16 protein-coding genes are annotated in these 15,155 nt (G+C 40.8%); 13 read left to right on the top strand and 3 right to left on the bottom strand.

Annotated features, from left to right (window positions below; all coding sequences use genetic code 11):
• Positions 1-203 precede the first annotated feature (203 nt).
• The 5 genes from ACOT8F_RS05610 (at position 204) to ACOT8F_RS05630 (ending at position 6,494) form a co-directional block, all read left to right on the top strand.
• Positions 204-1,349, top strand: a complete 1,146-nt coding sequence (locus ACOT8F_RS05610; protein WP_421650591.1) for a cysteine desulfurase family protein — start codon at positions 204-206, stop codon at positions 1,347-1,349.
• A gap of 6 nt (positions 1,350-1,355) precedes the next feature.
• Positions 1,356-2,564, top strand: a complete 1,209-nt coding sequence (thiI, locus tag ACOT8F_RS05615; protein ID WP_421650592.1) for a tRNA uracil 4-sulfurtransferase ThiI — start codon at positions 1,356-1,358, stop codon at positions 2,562-2,564.
• Between the two features lie 87 nt (positions 2,565-2,651).
• Positions 2,652-2,888, top strand: coding sequence for an alpha/beta-type small acid-soluble spore protein (locus ACOT8F_RS05620; protein WP_421650593.1), 237 nt, complete (start codon positions 2,652-2,654; stop codon positions 2,886-2,888).
• Positions 2,889-3,045: 157 nt separating this feature from the next.
• Positions 3,046-4,626, top strand: coding sequence for an acyl-CoA synthetase MbcS (gene mbcS, locus ACOT8F_RS05625; protein ID WP_421650594.1), 1,581 nt, complete (start codon positions 3,046-3,048; stop codon positions 4,624-4,626).
• A gap of 281 nt (positions 4,627-4,907) precedes the next feature.
• A complete protein-coding gene (locus ACOT8F_RS05630) occupies positions 4,908-6,494 on the top strand; it encodes an amidohydrolase (protein WP_421650595.1) in 1,587 nt (528 codons plus the stop codon).
• Between the two features lie 73 nt (positions 6,495-6,567).
• On the opposite strand, the gene ACOT8F_RS05635 is transcribed toward ACOT8F_RS05630, so the two are convergent.
• From ACOT8F_RS05635 to ACOT8F_RS05645, 3 genes are all read right to left on the bottom strand, one after another.
• Entirely contained in the window at positions 6,568-7,161 is a 594-nt protein-coding gene (locus ACOT8F_RS05635; RefSeq protein ID WP_421650596.1) for a DUF4825 domain-containing protein, read from the bottom strand.
• 211 nt (positions 7,162-7,372) lie between these two features.
• Positions 7,373-7,594, bottom strand: coding sequence for a diacylglycerol kinase catalytic domain-containing protein (locus tag ACOT8F_RS05640; RefSeq protein ID WP_421650597.1), 222 nt, complete (start codon positions 7,592-7,594; stop codon positions 7,373-7,375).
• 25 nt (positions 7,595-7,619) lie between these two features.
• Positions 7,620-7,865 (bottom strand): diacylglycerol kinase catalytic domain-containing protein, encoded by a 246-nt coding sequence (locus tag ACOT8F_RS05645; RefSeq protein ID WP_421650598.1) that lies wholly within the window; start codon positions 7,863-7,865, stop codon positions 7,620-7,622.
• Positions 7,866-8,290: 425 nt separating this feature from the next.
• Here ACOT8F_RS05645 and sppA point away from each other — a divergent pair, with 425 nt between their 5' ends.
• From sppA to ACOT8F_RS05685, 8 genes are all read left to right on the top strand, one after another.
• Positions 8,291-9,289 carry a signal peptide peptidase SppA gene (gene sppA / locus ACOT8F_RS05650; protein ID WP_421650599.1) on the top strand — a complete coding sequence of 333 codons (999 nt, stop codon included), beginning with the start codon at positions 8,291-8,293 and terminating at the stop codon, positions 9,287-9,289.
• A gap of 13 nt (positions 9,290-9,302) precedes the next feature.
• The gene (locus tag ACOT8F_RS05655; RefSeq protein WP_421650600.1) at positions 9,303-9,797 is read left to right on the top strand and encodes an RDD family protein; all 495 of its coding nucleotides are present in this window, start codon (positions 9,303-9,305) and stop codon (positions 9,795-9,797) included.
• A gap of 81 nt (positions 9,798-9,878) precedes the next feature.
• Positions 9,879-10,580: a DUF2953 domain-containing protein gene (locus tag ACOT8F_RS05660; RefSeq protein ID WP_421650601.1), complete on the top strand. Its 702-nt coding sequence runs from the start codon at positions 9,879-9,881 to the stop codon at positions 10,578-10,580.
• A gap of 15 nt (positions 10,581-10,595) precedes the next feature.
• A complete protein-coding gene (gene ytfJ / locus ACOT8F_RS05665) occupies positions 10,596-11,078 on the top strand; it encodes a GerW family sporulation protein (RefSeq protein WP_421650602.1) in 483 nt (160 codons plus the stop codon).
• 278 nt (positions 11,079-11,356) lie between these two features.
• The gene (tpx, locus tag ACOT8F_RS05670; protein WP_421650603.1) at positions 11,357-11,857 is read left to right on the top strand and encodes a thiol peroxidase; all 501 of its coding nucleotides are present in this window, start codon (positions 11,357-11,359) and stop codon (positions 11,855-11,857) included.
• A gap of 150 nt (positions 11,858-12,007) precedes the next feature.
• Positions 12,008-12,997 (top strand): class I SAM-dependent methyltransferase, encoded by a 990-nt coding sequence (locus tag ACOT8F_RS05675; protein WP_421650604.1) that lies wholly within the window; start codon positions 12,008-12,010, stop codon positions 12,995-12,997.
• Between the two features lie 434 nt (positions 12,998-13,431).
• On the top strand, positions 13,432-14,148 hold the full coding sequence (pxpB, locus tag ACOT8F_RS05680) for a 5-oxoprolinase subunit PxpB (RefSeq protein WP_421650605.1): 717 nt from the start codon (positions 13,432-13,434) through the stop codon (positions 14,146-14,148).
• Entirely contained in the window at positions 14,145-15,155 is a 1,011-nt protein-coding gene (locus ACOT8F_RS05685; protein ID WP_421650606.1) for a 5-oxoprolinase subunit C family protein, read from the top strand. Before pxpB ends, ACOT8F_RS05685 begins: the two co-directional genes overlap by 4 nt.

The raw sequence follows: 15,155 nt of genomic DNA on the forward strand, positions 1-15,155 counted from the left end.
AAGAGCTTGTGCGAAAAGCAACAATCCTTGTGAAAACAGCCTTCTTAGACTATGAAGTTCTTTAGTAAGGAAAGCGTCTGAAAAGATTATTATCATTGCCCTAACAAATAATGAAATAAATTGTTTGGAAATATCGCACCTTTTTGGGGAATTTTCCCAAAAAGTTTTTTATATGAATTTTTGTTTTAAAAAGGAGCCTTTATATGCTGTATATGGATAATAGTGCTACAACAAAACCTTTTCCTGAAGTTCTTGATACTTACAGGCAAGTGTCCGAAACCTTTTTTGGAAATCCATCGTCTCTGCATAAGCTGGGCGGGCAGGCTGAACATTTAATACAGCAGGCTAGAAAGCAGGTTTCAAATATTCTTGATACTAAAGAAGAGGAAATCATTTTTACATCTGGCGGAACGGAAGGAAATAACATGGCCATAAAAGGAATTGCGCTTGCGCATATGAATCGAGGCCGCCATATTATTATCAGCTCTATTGAACATCCTTCAGTAATAGAAGCGTGCAAACAGCTGGAAAAGTTTTTTCATTTTGAAATTACAATGCTTCCTGTCAATCAGGCTGGTTTTGTTCAGATAGACGATCTAAAACAGAGTTTGCGTGATGATACAATTCTCGTTTCGATCATGCATGTAAATAACGAATTGGGAACGATTCAGCCTGTTGAAGAAATCGGAAGACTTCTTTCTGACCGGCCCAATACTTTTTTTCATATTGATCATGTACAGGGAGCGGCTAAAGTGCCGCTCAATATAAAGATGAGCCAAGCCGATCTTTGTACGATGTCTGCTCACAAATTTCATGGTTTAAAGGGAACGGGTATCCTTTTTGTTAAAAAAGGAGTTGAGCTTCTGCCGCTTCATAGCGGCGGCTCACAGGAAAGAGGGTACCGTTCAGGGACGGAGAACACCGCAGGAATTGTTGCTGCGGCAAAAGCGCTTCGAATGGCAAGCGAAAAGTACAAAGAGAAGAAGAGAATGCTTGAAGAAACAAAAAGCAGTCTTATGAATGCTTTGGAGAAACTGGATGGCATTGTTCTCAATACTATTTCAACCGGGACAGCACCCCATATCGTAAATTTCTCAGTACCGGGAATTAAACCTGAGGTTCTCGTTCATCAGCTCGAGGAGAAAGACATTTATCTTTCTACAACCTCTGCTTGTTCCTCCAGACAAAATGCCGTCAGCCAAACTTTACTGGCTGCTGGAAAAGGAGAAGAAATTGCCCGCAGCGTTCTACGCATCAGTCTCTCATTTGAACATAGCCCTGAAATTGTGCCATATTTAGTAAAGACAATCGAGCAGTCGATTCAACATTTAAAGAAAGTAACGAGGTAGAAACCTATGCAATATGACCACATTCTTGTCAGATTTGGAGAAATCTCCACTAAAGGCCGAAACAGAAAACAGTTCGTTGATCGCCTGAAAAAAAACATTCAGCAGGTTTTGGAAGAATTTGAAGCTTTAACTTATTCTTCTACGAGAGACCGTATTTACATTCAGCTAAATGGGGAAGCATTTGAACCAATAGGCACAAAATTAAAACGTGTCTTTGGTATTCAATCCTTCAGCCTTGCTGTCCGGTGCAAAAGCGATCTGGATGTAATAAAAGAGTCAGCTCTTAAAACGATCCAGGAATATGCAGCTGAAGGAAATACGTTTAAAGTGAGCGCAAGAAGAGCGGATAAAAATTTCCCTGTTCCGGCAGATCAGCTTAATAGAGAAGTCGGCGCACATATTCTGAAAAATACAGAGGGCATTACGGTGAATGTTCGTCAGCCCGACTACGATGTAAGGATCGAAGTCAGGGAAGAAGCAGCCTTTATTACGACGAAGGATGAACTTGGAGCAGGCGGCTTGCCTGCAGGAGCGAGCGGGAAAGCGATGCTGATGCTATCAGGAGGCTTTGACAGTCCTGTAGCCGGTTATCTTGCTCTTAAAAGAGGAGCAGAAATAGAAGCAGTTCATTTTTTCAGCCCTCCTTATACAAGCGAAAGAGCAAAACAAAAAGTGCTTGATCTTGCAAAACAGCTGACCCCCTATTGCGGACAAATGCTTGTGCATATTGTCCCTTTTACGAAGATTCAAGAACTTATTCATAAGCAGGTACCTGAAAATTACAGTATGACTTCAACAAGAAGAATGATGCTGAAAATTACCGATCAGATAAGAGAGAAAAGAAATGGCCTTGCCATTGTAACGGGTGAAAGCCTTGGACAGGTTGCCAGCCAGACGCTTCAAAGCATGCAGGCGATCAATGAGGTCACACAGACACCTGTCCTAAGACCATTGATTACAACGGACAAATTGGAAATTATGGAGATGGCAAGGCAAATTGATACCCATGATATTTCCATCAGGCCATATGAAGATTGCTGCACCATTTTTACGCCTGCTGCACCTAAAACAAAGCCAAAGCTTGAAAAGGTTGAGCGGTTCGAAAGCTTTGTCGATTTTGACACCCTTATTACTGAAGCGGTGAACAGCATGGAGACAATTAAAATTACGAATAAAGACACTTTTGAAGATCCGATGATTTCAAGTTTGTTCTGATTTCCCTTCTTTCAAAAATTACCAAAGAATAGTTGTATGATGCCATGTGTTTCTACACATTCTATATTCACAAGGAGGTGAGAACACATGGCACAACAAAACAGCGGTTCTAGAAACCAACTATTAGTACCAGGAGCATCCCAAGCGATCGATCAAATGAAATACGAAATCGCTACTGAGTTTGGTGTAAATCTTGGAGCTGAAACTGCAGCTCGCGCTAATGGATCTGTTGGTGGAGAAATCACTAAACGTTTGGTATCAATGGCTCAACAACAAATCGGCGGTTCAATGGGTCAACAACAAAGCGGTTCTTACCAACAGTAATAACTGAATACAATGGCTACAGAAGCAGGGGGACCTCCCCCTGTTTTTCTATTGTCAAAAAAAGGATCAGACCTTTATAGGCAAAACCTCCTTTTAATATTTCAATAATTTTAAAATATTATGTATAATGAGGTTGTATATAAGGAGGGAAATGCTGATGAACCGAGAAGATTTGGTGGCTGCAGATACATATAATTTGGTAGAAGAAGTAGAGAAATTTGCACAAGACCCTCATCGAATAGCTTTGCTGTGGGAAAATGAAGAGGGAGAGAAGGACCAGATTTCCTATAAAGAATTGATGGAAAAAGCAAACAGAATTGGAAGCGCTCTCCTGGAAGGCGGATTGATGCAAGGGGATAAAGTGCTGATCATGATTCCGAGAGTTATAGGCGCCTATGCTGTTTACCTGGGAGCGTTAAAAGCAGGACTAACTGTCATTCCCAGCTCAGAAATGCTTAGAACAAAAGATATTGAATACCGTGTCACACATGGAGAAGTAAAGGGTGTTATCTGCTATGGGCAGTTTACTGAGCAATTTGAGGGAGTTACCTCTTTTTCAGGACTGAAGGCGTGGACCCTTGGAGAAGGAAAAGAAGGATGGCGTTCAATAGAAGAGGATATGGATAGACAGACTGGACATCTTGAAATGGCTCCGACAAAACGGGACAGCATGGCGTTTTTATCTTATACATCCGGCACAACCGGAAATCCAAAAGGAGCTGTCCATACACACGGCTGGGCATTTGCCCATTTAAGGACAGCAGCACCTTTTTGGCTCGGCATTAATGAAGGAGACCTTGTATGGGCAACTGCAGGACCGGGATGGCAAAAGTGGATCTGGAGTCCGTTTTTGTCCGTCCTCGGAAGCGGTGCCACCGGTCTTGTTTACCAAGGAAAGTTTGAGCCTGGCAAATACCTTCAGCTTTTGCAGGATTATCAAGTTAATGTGCTTTGCTGCACGCCGACAGAATATCGCATAATGGCAAAAGCAGATGACCTTTCAGCCTATAATCTGTCTGCTCTTCATAGTGCGGTGTCGGCAGGTGAACCGCTAAACAGGGAAGTCATTGAAGTATTTCAGCGCCATTTTGCTGTTCAAGTAAGAGATGGCTATGGTCAAACAGAAAATACACTGCTTGTCGGAGTATTAAAAGGGATGGAGATCAAACCAGGCTCAATGGGAAAACCGACTCCAGGAAACATCGTTGAAATTATCGATGAGTACGGAAAGCCTTGCCAGGCAGGCGAAGTCGGAGATATAGCCGTTCATAAAGATACTCCAGCCCTTTTTAAAGAGTATTACAAAGACCCTGAAAGAACGTCTATGCAGTACCGTGGTGATTATTATCTCACCGGGGACAGAGCAAGAAAAGATGAAGACGGTTATTTCTGGTTCGAAGGAAGAAGCGATGATATTATTATTAGCTCAGGTTATACTATTGGACCATTCGAAGTAGAGGATGCATTAGTGAAACATCCCCTTGTGAGGGAGTGTGCAGTCGTAGCAAGTCCGGATGAATTCAGAGGCAATATAGTAAAAGCCTTCGTTATTTTAAAAGAAGGCAGCTATGATGAAGAGCAGGTTATTTTAGATTTGCAGGAGCATGTAAAAAATACCACCGCCCCTTATAAATATCCTAGGAAAATTGAATTTGTAAAGGATCTGCCAAAAACCGCTTCCGGAAAAATACGGCGCATTGAATTGCGTCAGCTTGAAGCTGAAAGAGCTAAAGCTTAAAAGAAGCTGCCTGGTTTCCGTATGGAACCAGGTTTTTTTATATGGCTGTTTTCGCAGAGATTGTTGCTGTTCGTAAATGCTTTTATCCCGCATTTTAACTTGCTTTGGGGCATCTTTTCTTAAAGTTTCTGCCAAATCAAGGGTCCTCCAGCTGAATTAGAAGCAAAAAAGTTTAAGAAAAGAGCGCCTTTTAAATTTCAATTTTACAATCATAACAAATGTGAAATATAGAAAACTGGACAAATGTTAGCATGTTAACATAAAATGGGGGATTGAGTACATTGGGTACCATCTGGTATGGCGGAACAATCTACACAATGGAAAAAGAGCATGAAACGATAGAAGCTGTATTTACAGAAAAAGACCGCATTATTGAAATAGGCTCAAAAGAAGCACTGCTGAATAAATATGAAGGCCGTATTGCTGAATATAATGATTTGAATCGTGCGGTCATGCTCCCGGGTTTTACAGACAGCCACATTCACTTGATCGGTCATGGCGAAAAGCTGATGAGACTCGATTTCTCTGGAATGCATTCCCAAGGGGACATCATTAATGCCCTCCAAAAAGAAGTCCGGCAGGCTAACCATGGAGAATGGATTATCGGAGAAGGATGGAATGAAAATCAGCTTGCTGAAGGACAGATGTTTGACCGTCATTTGCTGGATGACTTATTTCCCGGCTGCCCGATCATCCTAAAAAGAATATGCAGGCATGCGAACCTGGCGAGCTCTGCAGCACTTGAGGCTGCAGGAATCACAAAGGATATGCCTGACCCGGCGGGCGGAATTATCGGCAGAGATGAAAATGGGGAATTGACAGGATTTCTTATGGATCTCGCAATGGACCTTCTCTACACAGCAGCACCTGGCGTGACTGAGGGTTATATGGAAAAAGCTTTGAACCTTGCTGTATCTGATTGCTATCGATATGGTATTACAGGTGTCCATACAGAAGATTTATCCTATTACGGCAGTCTTGAAAAAACGTTGGCTGTTTTCAAGAAAGTCATTGAAGAGAAAAAAAGAAGGCTGAAAGTACATATGCTTGTCCACCATACAGTGGCCGAGGAACTTGAAGCAATGAATCCAGTGTTTTCTTCTTATTTGGAAACAGGCGCCGTTAAAATTTTCTCAGATGGAGCCCTTGGAGGGAGGACAGCTCTGTTAAGCGAGCCTTATACAGACGATCCTGTTCAATCAGGAGTGGCAGTCCATACTCCTGAAGAGCTTACAGCTCTTGTGAAGATGGCGAGGAAATTAAAAAGGGAAGTGGCCGTTCATGCTATTGGAGATCTGGCATTTGAACGGACAATGGATGCGATCGAAGCAGATCCTCCCTTAGAGGTACAGAGGGACAGGATCATTCACGCTCAAATACTCAGAACGGATTTGATAAAAAGAGCGAAAAAGCTTCCGATTATTCTTGATATCCAGCCAGGCTTTACAGCAAGTGATTTTCCATGGGTCATCGAAAGACTCGGAGAAGACAGGATGACCTCAAGTTTCGCATGGAAGACCCTTTTAGAAGAAGGGATTATTTGTGCAGGAGGATCAGATGCACCAATAGAACCGCTGAATCCGTTTCTCGGCATTCACGCTGCTGTGACGAGGAAAAGCATCCATACACCTGAACAAGAAGGCTACTACATGCAGGAAGCTCTTTCCGCATTTGAAGCAATCCAGCTTTACACAATAGGAAGTGCCAGGGCGGTTCATAAGGAAGCTTCCAGAGGGTTGATTAAAGAGGACTATGAAGCTGATTTTACGATCATCGACCGCGATCCATTTCGCATTTCCTCTGATGAACTTAAGAAAACAATGGTTGTCATGACAGTCATCGACGGCCAGATTGTCTTCCAGCTGTAAAAGGAAAAAGCACGCAATCGCGTGCTTTTCGGCTTTTTAGGAATGGCGGTTTTGGTTAAGACGGAAACCTTAGCTATTGAATTGTAATCGGATGCTTGCTGAAGAATTCTTTTCTGAATGCATCAGAAAAAATCAGATCCTGAATTTTCTTTTGATTAGAATTCAGCAGTGTCTCCATACTGTCTTTATTGGAAAGCTGGTCATGATCTTTGTAGCCAGTCAGTTTTTCTTTGAACAGTTGCTCCAGATCATCTCTCGGAGTTTCAAAATGCTTACCGCCCACATTCAATTCAATTTTTTTTGCATTAGGTACTAAAAGAGCAAGATAAATCGCATTGTATAAAAAGATCTTTTCAATGGCAGTTTTATCTCCAAACCAGAATTGATTAATTTCTTTTTCGCTTAAATCCCGCTTGTTCTTTCCGTACCAAACTTTAAGGCTGCTGTCAGACAAGTCTATTTTTTGAACAGTTTCCCCTCCTGCAAGGTTTCGGAGAAGTTCACTCATCGTCGAATTGTCGCCGACTTTGCTTCCTGTAAACTGTTTAAGCGCGATTAAATCCACTTGCTGAATCGATTTTATTTTGGCTGTAGCTTCTGCACAGCCGGCTGTGAATACGGCTAAAACGAGCAGCATCATCCAGGCTGCTTTCATTTTATACTTCATACTAAAACCCCAGTTTCTTATTTTCCTTGTTATGCCCATTATATAAAAAGCCCAATTGAAATGCCAATTGGGCTAAACGGTTGTCTCTAATTCTTGAAAAGTCTTCACATTTTGCTCACAAAAATGTGCGTTTTACCTTTTTCCCAGAATAAATTATTTTTAAGTTTTACAGATATTTTAGAACGGTATTACTGAGCGTAATATCAATTTATTATAAGCTGTACTTCCTGTCGGAGCACCAATAATCACCATCACCGCGGAATGTCTCAAAGTAAAGGTCATCGATATAAACATCCATTACAAGTGTATTAATGATGTCTGAACGGATGCTGCATTCATTCAAGGATTTAAAGTGCTCTGTATCATCTACTTTTACATCAATAACAGGGTAACGCCTCACTTCGATCTGCTCTTCTATCATTGCCTGAATCATCTGATCTGTTTCCTGCAAGTTAAAATCACAATACATGCTGACTGTTCATATTGTTGCATGCCGCATAGAGACAATTATCCAAGAACTGATTTTTTCTTACTGCCTGAAGAAATGTCCCGTCTCCTCCAATGCTTACAATAAAGCTTGCATCATGAATGCTGTTCACAATATGAAATCCATTTTTTTCGGTAAGGGTAATAAGGTTGTCCACCTTGGCGTTCAACTCATCATTATTACGGTAAAAAAAGTAAACATTTCGGCGATTTGCCATGCGAATACCTTCCTGAAGCTGGAAAACTCCTCCACTTTATATTATATTGTGATAAAATACTTTATGATGACAAGTTTACCACTATTGTCCTTTTCCATGTTGCAAAATTTACTTTTCTTATTCCTGCTGTTCGTACTGAAAAATGGTGGGAAAGGCATATCCTCCGGCTTTTAACTGAAGGCTGTTTTAAAGAGATTGTTGCTATTCGTAATATCTTAGAACACGTATTAAGACTAGCTTCTTGGAATCTTTTCTTAAAATTTATAACGGTATAATGGTCAGCAATCATCTAATATAGATGAGAAAGCAACAAGTTTAAGAAAAGAGCCTAACTGAAAAACGCCTAGAAAAAGCCTTTGGTCATGAAAAGAGAATGCAAAATGGTTAATTGGCCAAGCAACACACCCATAAGGAGGAAACAATTCATGAACGGCAAGCGCTGGGCCGCAATTATTATAGCGGTCGTTGTATTTGGTTTTTCAGTTGTTTTAAGCTTCACCACCATGTTCTTTACACAATCTGCAAATCTTCAGCAGGCATTTTCAATGAATAAGGAATTTTCAGAGGATGTCATCACTCCTGGATCGTCTGACAGCAAAATTGCAGTTCTTGAAGTGGATGGCACCATTCAGGATACAGGACAGGCTTCATCAGTGTTTCAAGGATCCGGTTATAACCATAAGCAGTTCCTCGATATGATTAAGGAAGCCCAAGATGATAATAAGATCAAAGGAATTATTCTGCGCGTGAACTCCCCAGGCGGCGGAGTTGTAGAAAGTGCTGAGATACATAAAAAACTAATGGATTTAAAGAAGAAAACGAAAAAGCCTATTTATGTCTCTATGGAAACGATCGCTGCTTCCGGCGGCTATTATATTTCTACAGCAGGTGACAAAATATATGCTGCACCAGATACATTGACAGGTTCGCTTGGAGTGATCATGCAGGGCGTTAACTATGGAGCTCTTGCAAAGCAATTTGGAATAAAATTCGATACAATCAAAAGCGGCCCCTACAAAGATATCATGTCGCCAAATCGGGATATGACACCTGCAGAACGCAAAATCCTCCAGGGAATGGTTAACAATGCCTATAAAGGGTTTGTTGGAGTTATTTCAGAAGGACGCCATATGTCAGAGGCTGAGGTTCGAAAAATTGCAGATGGAAGAATTTACGATGGGCGTCAGGCTAAGCAAATTGGACTCGTTGATGAATTGGGCTATTACGATGATGCAGTAGCGGGAATGAGAAAACAGCTCGGAGTGAATGCTGAGGTTGTGAAATATAAAACAGGCGGCGGAATCAGTTCATTGCTGAATATGAGCACACAAAAGATATTCAGTGAGGATTTTAAAGCGTTCGGTATGTACCAGCTTTTCTCAAAACCGAATGCTGCCCGATTAATGTACATGTATTCTGAATAAAGGAGGGCTTATAATGGATACAACCTATGATAGCCGAATGGACCATCATTTGCCTTCTGAAAGTGCAGAACGTTTTGAAATGCATTACAGCGGGTTTTGGATCCGGTTTTGGGCTTATTTAATAGATGTTATCATCATTGGCAGTGTGGTCAGGATTATCGTAAATCCTTTGTTTGTTCTAATGAAGATTCCAACAAACGATAAGTTTATCTTTTCACCCATCTCGATACTGGATGCTTTGATCTTCTTTTTATATTTTGTGCTGCTGACGAAATATTTTCAGCAGACTCTAGGAAAAATGATTTTCGGGATAAAAGTTATTTCTTTAAACAGCGAAGGACTTACATGGAGCAAAGTGCTTTTTAGGGAGCTTGTAGGCCGCTACATTTCTAAGACGATTTTTATCTTATATCTTGTTACGGCATTTACCCCTAAGAAACAGGGAGTTCACGATCTTTTTGCAGACACTTCAGTTATACACGAAAATACATTTAAAAAAGTGAAATAAAGCAGCCTGCCGCCTTCATGCGGCAGGTTTATTTTTTTTTCTATAGGCGATAATGGGAGATTGAAAGGAAGTGGGCAATTCATGACTTGGCTGATTAGCATCAGCTGCTTTCTCATTCTGTTATTTATTATTATTTTATTCACGAAGGTCACCATTACAGTATTCTTTAAACATTCAGATAAAAAGGATGAACAGCTGAAGGTGAAAATAAGAGCCTGGTACGGACTGCTTCGCTATACAATTGATATACCTGTGCTTAAATTCAATACATCCCAGGCAAGCATTGACATGGAGAAGGAAAAAAAGGCAGGAAAAGAGAACAAAGAAGGTTCTGAAAGCAAAGAGAAGGTAACTCCAGATGATGCTATTAAAGGAATAAAAGATATTAAAGAACTAACAAGGCATATCGTAGACCTTCATCAAATCGTTCGCAAATTTTTAAAGCATGTGAAGATAACCAAATTTGAGTGGGTTTCAGAGATAGGAACAGGAGATGCTGCAGGAAGCGGGATAGCCGCAGGACTTGGATGGTCATTAAAATATTCCATGTTTGCCGTTATCGATAAATACTTTACCGTCAAGCATGAACCCGTTTTTCATATAACGCCAAACTTTCATAGAATGTGTGCAAACACCATGCTTAATGGTATATTCCATTTTCGTATCGGGCATGCTATTTTGGCAGGAGTTCGTTTCGTTAAATACTGGAAAGGCAGCAGGCCGAAGTTTTTCAATAAGCCGCTTAGCAGCCTTTTTGGTGATAATAAGAATAAATCGGCTTAAGAGGAGGCTTTACTAATGAGTGATCATCCAATTCAGGGTTTAATGAAAACAGCGATGGAAAATTTGAAGGAAATGATAGACGTAAACACCATTATAGGTGATCCAGTTGAGACACCTGATGGCAGCGTTATCCTAACCGTTTCTAAAGTCGGATTTGGTTTTGCGGCAGGCGGAAGTGAATTTGGAGGAAGCTCCCAAGATGATCAGCACGACCATCATCAGGGGCCTTCAAGTTCTGGAGGATCAGGTTCCGGAAGAAAAATACCATTTGGCGGCGGAAGCGGCGGCGGTGTTTCCATTACGCCAATAGCTTTTCTGATTGTAGGTGCAAATGGTGTGAAAATGCTTCACTTAGACGAGAGCACACATCTATATGAACGTATTCTTGAATCAGCACCTCAGGCAATCGAAAAAATACAGCATATGTTCAAAAGAGACCGAAATGAAAAAAGAGATGATGGCAACCATCATATTCCTAAGCAGGAACTTGATTTTTAATTACAGTTCCCCCTTGTTAACCGGAACGCTATGCTCCGGTTTTTTTATCGTTTAGGATTTTTTATTACACTTGAGAATTTGAAGAAGGAAAGCAGCGAGCTAGCCTTGATGATGCTCTAACAACGTGCAGCCCATTATCAAAATGCACCAGTAGTCCAAGATTCATTTTTAGATAGAATAAAATATTTCGCTTACCCCATCCTTATCCTTTGCAAAAACCATGGGTAAAAGCTTATATTTACATGGTACATAACTTTTCTTATAGGGGAGGAATTCAAATGGCTGCTGTTACATTTAAAGGTAATCCGGTAACACTACCGGGAAACGAAGTTAAGGCAGGAGATCAGGCACCTGACTTCAAAGTGCTGGCAAATGACCTTTCAGAGGTTACACTTGCAGACTCGAAAGGAAAAGTTCGTATCATCTCTGTCGTACCATCCATTGACACAGGTGTTTGCGATGCGCAAACAAGACGCTTTAATGAAGAGGCTTCTAAACTTGAAAATGTTACGGTATTAACGATTTCAAATGATCTTCCATTCGCTCAAAAACGCTGGTGTGCTGCAAACGGTCTTGAAAATGCAGCTGTTTTATCCGATCACCGCGATCTTTCATTTGGAGAGGCATACGGAGTAACAATGAAAGAGCTTCGTTTGCTAGCACGCTCCGTTTTCGTAGTAGATTCAAATGATCAGGTAACCTATGCAGAGTACGTAAGTGAAGGAACTGATCACCCAAATTATGAAGCAGCTCTTGAAGCAGCAAAAAAAGCACAATAATGATCGGGCCCCCCTTTTAGCCTTTCGGCTAAAGGGGTTTTTTCTTGGATTTTGAAGGTTTTTATTGTCAGTCATGTTATTAAACTTGCTTTCAGCCCTAAATTCTTACTAAAATGAGATAAGTGTTTTAGCTTTATAGGAGGTACATAAATGGAAACCATTTCTAAGATAGAAAAACTCTTTGCCCTTTTCAATGAATCAGCCGAAACGCTGGCAAAAGAGCTCGATGACCCGTACATTGAAGGGGTTGCAGAAACAGGAGAAAATCTGTTTCACCAAACCGTACTGCAGGAAGACCTGAGTGACATCGCTAAGAAAAAATTAAGCAATCTTTATGATAGGGCTAATTTATCTTCCTATACAAAAGAAGAAATCCGAAAGGCCTATCAGCTTGCTATTTTGAAGGGTCTTAAAGAAGGAGCTCATCCTAACCACCAAATGACACCAGATACGGTCGGACTTTTTATGGGCTACCTAGTAAATAAATTTTTGAAATCAAAAGAGACTGTTTCCCTTCTGGATCATGCAGCAGGAACAGGAAATCTTCTAACAGCTGTACTGAATACCTTGGAACAAAAAAAGGTAGAGAGCTTTGGAATTGATGTAGATGAATTATTAATCAGACTGGCCTACTCTAATGCAAATCTTCAGGAACATCCTGTAAGCTTTTTTAATCAGGACAGCTTGCAGCCGCTATTTGTTGCCCCAGTTGATGCCGTTATTTGTGATTTGCCTGTTGGTTATTATCCGGATGATATCGTTTCAGAGGAATATAAACTAAAGGCTGACGAGGGCCATTCCTATTCTCACCATTTGCTTATCGAGCAAGGAGTAAAGTATGCAAAGCCTGGTGCCTACTTGTTCTTTATTATTCCAAATCAGCTGTTTGATTCAAAGGAAGCACCAAAGCTTAATCAATTCTTAAAAGAAGAAGTGATTATTCAGGGCTTGCTGCAGCTTCCTTTAAGTATGTTCAAAAGTGAACAGCATGCAAAAAGTATTTTTATCCTGCAGAAAAAAGGAGAGGGAGCCGTTATGCCAAAACAGGCTTTGCTTGCTGAGCTTCCGAAATTCTCCAATCGAACAGCTATGCAATCGATTATGAAGCAGCTGGATGAATGGTTTACAATAAATAAATAGCGCTATTTTCTTATACAAAATAGCCATAATAAAATGGTAAAAGGTGACTTCATAAATAAAAAAGGAAGGCACCTTTTTTTAGGCGGCTGTTTTCGCAAAGATTGTTGCTATTTGTATAAGTTCTGAAAACGCATAAAGATTAGCTTCGGGGCATCTTTTCTTAAAGTTCCTGCCAAATTAAGGGTCCTGCAGCTGAAATATAGAGTGAGAAGCAGCAAAGTTTAAGAAAAGAGCCTTTTAGGATGAAAAACGTTTCCCGTAAGTCTTGTTAAATTCCTGTTACAGCACAAAAGAGAGCCAAATTGCTGCTAACTTTACAGTATCTGTTTTGTGATCGCCATATCAAATATGTAAAATGATAACCATAAAATTTAAAGGGAATTTTATGTACATTAAATTTTAAGAAAAATTCATATAAGAAAGGAGATGAAAGAATGACCATTAAAGCTTTAGAAGAAATTTACCCGCTTGGTGATCAGGCCATACTAATTGAATTTGGCAAAGAAATAGACAATACAGTCAGGAAGAGAATTCTCAGTTTTACAAAACAGCTTGAGCAGTCTTCTTTGCCTTGGATGATTGAATACATTCCTGCATTTACAACCGTTACTATTATTTACGATCCTGCTCTTTTGGACAATGCTTCCTCGCCTTATCATGTGGCAAAAAGGGAAATTTGCCATATGCTAAGGGATTCTAAAGGTTTTAATGAAGAAGCTTTCAGGACAATTTCCATACCTGTCTGCTATGAAGATGAATTCGGCCCAGACCTTGTACATGTTGCAGAAGTTAACAAGCTATCCAAGGAAGAAGTCATTGCTATACATTCAGCGAATGAATACACCGTGTATATGATTGGGTTTGCACCGGGATTTCCTTATCTTGGCGGCATGCCTGAGACGATTGCCTGTCCGAGAAAAGAAAACCCGAGAGGCAAAATTCCTGCTGGCTCTGTCGGCATTGCAGGCGGACAAACAGGCGTTTACCCAATTGAAACGCCTGGAGGATGGCAAATTATTGGACAAACACCGCTTGCTCTTTTTACTCCGGAAAAAGAGGAGCCAAGCTTACTGAAAGCTGGTGACAGAGTTGCTTTTACTCCTGTTTCCAAAGCTGAATTTTATCGATTGAGGGAAGGAGGGGAAGCATGAGCATCAAAATCCTGCAGCCGGGTTTGCATACAACGATTCAGGACAGCGGAAGATACGGTTTTCAAAAAGAGGGTGTTATTGTAAGCGGTGCTATGGACCGATACTCCTATCGTTATGCCAACATGCTTGTTGGCAATCGTGATGGAGCTGCAGCACTGGAAATGACCCTGCTAGGACCGACCATGGAGTTTCAGAAGGATTGCCTCATTTCTCTTACGGGCGGAAACCTGTCGCCAAAGATTAATAAAACCCGTGTATCCATGTGGAAACCAATATACATAAAAGAAGGCAGCATACTTGAATTCGGAGCTCCTGTTAAAGGATGCAGAGCCTATATGGCCATTGCTGGAGGTTATCAAGTAAAAGAGATTCTTGGCAGTTTTTCTACCTATACAAAAGCTGGACTAGGGGGATTTCAAGGAAGACTCATTAGAGAAAATGATCTGCTGGAATATTCAGACATTCCTGAAGAGCTGTCAGCCTTTACGGAAGAAATAAAAGGATCTGGGAAGGAAGCTTTTAAGGAAGCATCATGGTTTGTAGAACCTCCATTTAAAGAAAAAACAGAAAGCAGCCAGTTTGTCAGAATAACGGAGGGCAGAGAATATTCGTGGTTTGAAGAAGAAAGCCAGAATGAATTTTGGAAAAGCGAGTACAAGCTTTCAAGCCAGTCTGACCGAATGGGCTACAGAATCGAAGGTCCTGCGCTTACAACAATGGAAAAAAAAGAATTATTATCAGAAGCTGTGACGTTTGGAACCATACAGGTACCATCAAATGGCCAGCCGATTATCTTAATGGCAGACCATCAAACGACAGGAGGCTACCCAAAGCTCGGCCATGTGATTACAGTCGATTTGCCGATTCTTGCTCAACTGAAGCCGGGTGAAAAGATCCAGTTTAAGAAGGCAACGATTGAAGAAGCGCAAAAGCTGCTTTTAGAAAAAGAGAAAGTAATCAAAATGGTGAAGTACTGGCTACAGAAAAAAATCTCGGGAGGAGCCTGA

The sequence above is a fragment of the Chryseobacillus diguaensis genome (assembly GCF_049220665.1).
Lineage (GTDB): Bacteria > Bacillota > Bacilli > Bacillales > Bacillaceae > Metabacillus_B.

Bases quoted from the DNA above. Each gene is read 5' to 3' on its own strand.
- ACOT8F_RS05610 (WP_421650591.1), top strand. From the start codon at position 204: ATGCTGTATATGGATAATAGTGCTACAACAAAACCTTTTCCTGAAGTT.
- thiI (WP_421650592.1), top strand. From the start codon at position 1,356: ATGCAATATGACCACATTCTTGTCAGATTTGGAGAAATCTCCACTAAA.
- ACOT8F_RS05620 (WP_421650593.1), top strand. From the start codon at position 2,652: ATGGCACAACAAAACAGCGGTTCTAGAAACCAACTATTAGTACCAGGA.
- mbcS (WP_421650594.1), top strand. From the start codon at position 3,046: ATGAACCGAGAAGATTTGGTGGCTGCAGATACATATAATTTGGTAGAA.
- ACOT8F_RS05635 (WP_421650596.1), bottom strand. From the start codon at position 7,161: ATGAAGTATAAAATGAAAGCAGCCTGGATGATGCTGCTCGTTTTAGCC.
- ACOT8F_RS05640 (WP_421650597.1), bottom strand. From the start codon at position 7,594: ATGATTCAGGCAATGATAGAAGAGCAGATCGAAGTGAGGCGTTACCCT.
- ACOT8F_RS05645 (WP_421650598.1), bottom strand. From the start codon at position 7,865: ATGGCAAATCGCCGAAATGTTTACTTTTTTTACCGTAATAATGATGAG.
- sppA (WP_421650599.1), top strand. From the start codon at position 8,291: ATGAACGGCAAGCGCTGGGCCGCAATTATTATAGCGGTCGTTGTATTT.
- ACOT8F_RS05655 (WP_421650600.1), top strand. From the start codon at position 9,303: ATGGATACAACCTATGATAGCCGAATGGACCATCATTTGCCTTCTGAA.
- ACOT8F_RS05660 (WP_421650601.1), top strand. From the start codon at position 9,879: ATGACTTGGCTGATTAGCATCAGCTGCTTTCTCATTCTGTTATTTATT.
- ytfJ (WP_421650602.1), top strand. From the start codon at position 10,596: ATGAGTGATCATCCAATTCAGGGTTTAATGAAAACAGCGATGGAAAAT.
- tpx (WP_421650603.1), top strand. From the start codon at position 11,357: ATGGCTGCTGTTACATTTAAAGGTAATCCGGTAACACTACCGGGAAAC.
- ACOT8F_RS05675 (WP_421650604.1), top strand. From the start codon at position 12,008: ATGGAAACCATTTCTAAGATAGAAAAACTCTTTGCCCTTTTCAATGAA.
- pxpB (WP_421650605.1), top strand. From the start codon at position 13,432: ATGACCATTAAAGCTTTAGAAGAAATTTACCCGCTTGGTGATCAGGCC.
- ACOT8F_RS05685 (WP_421650606.1), top strand. From the start codon at position 14,145: ATGAGCATCAAAATCCTGCAGCCGGGTTTGCATACAACGATTCAGGAC.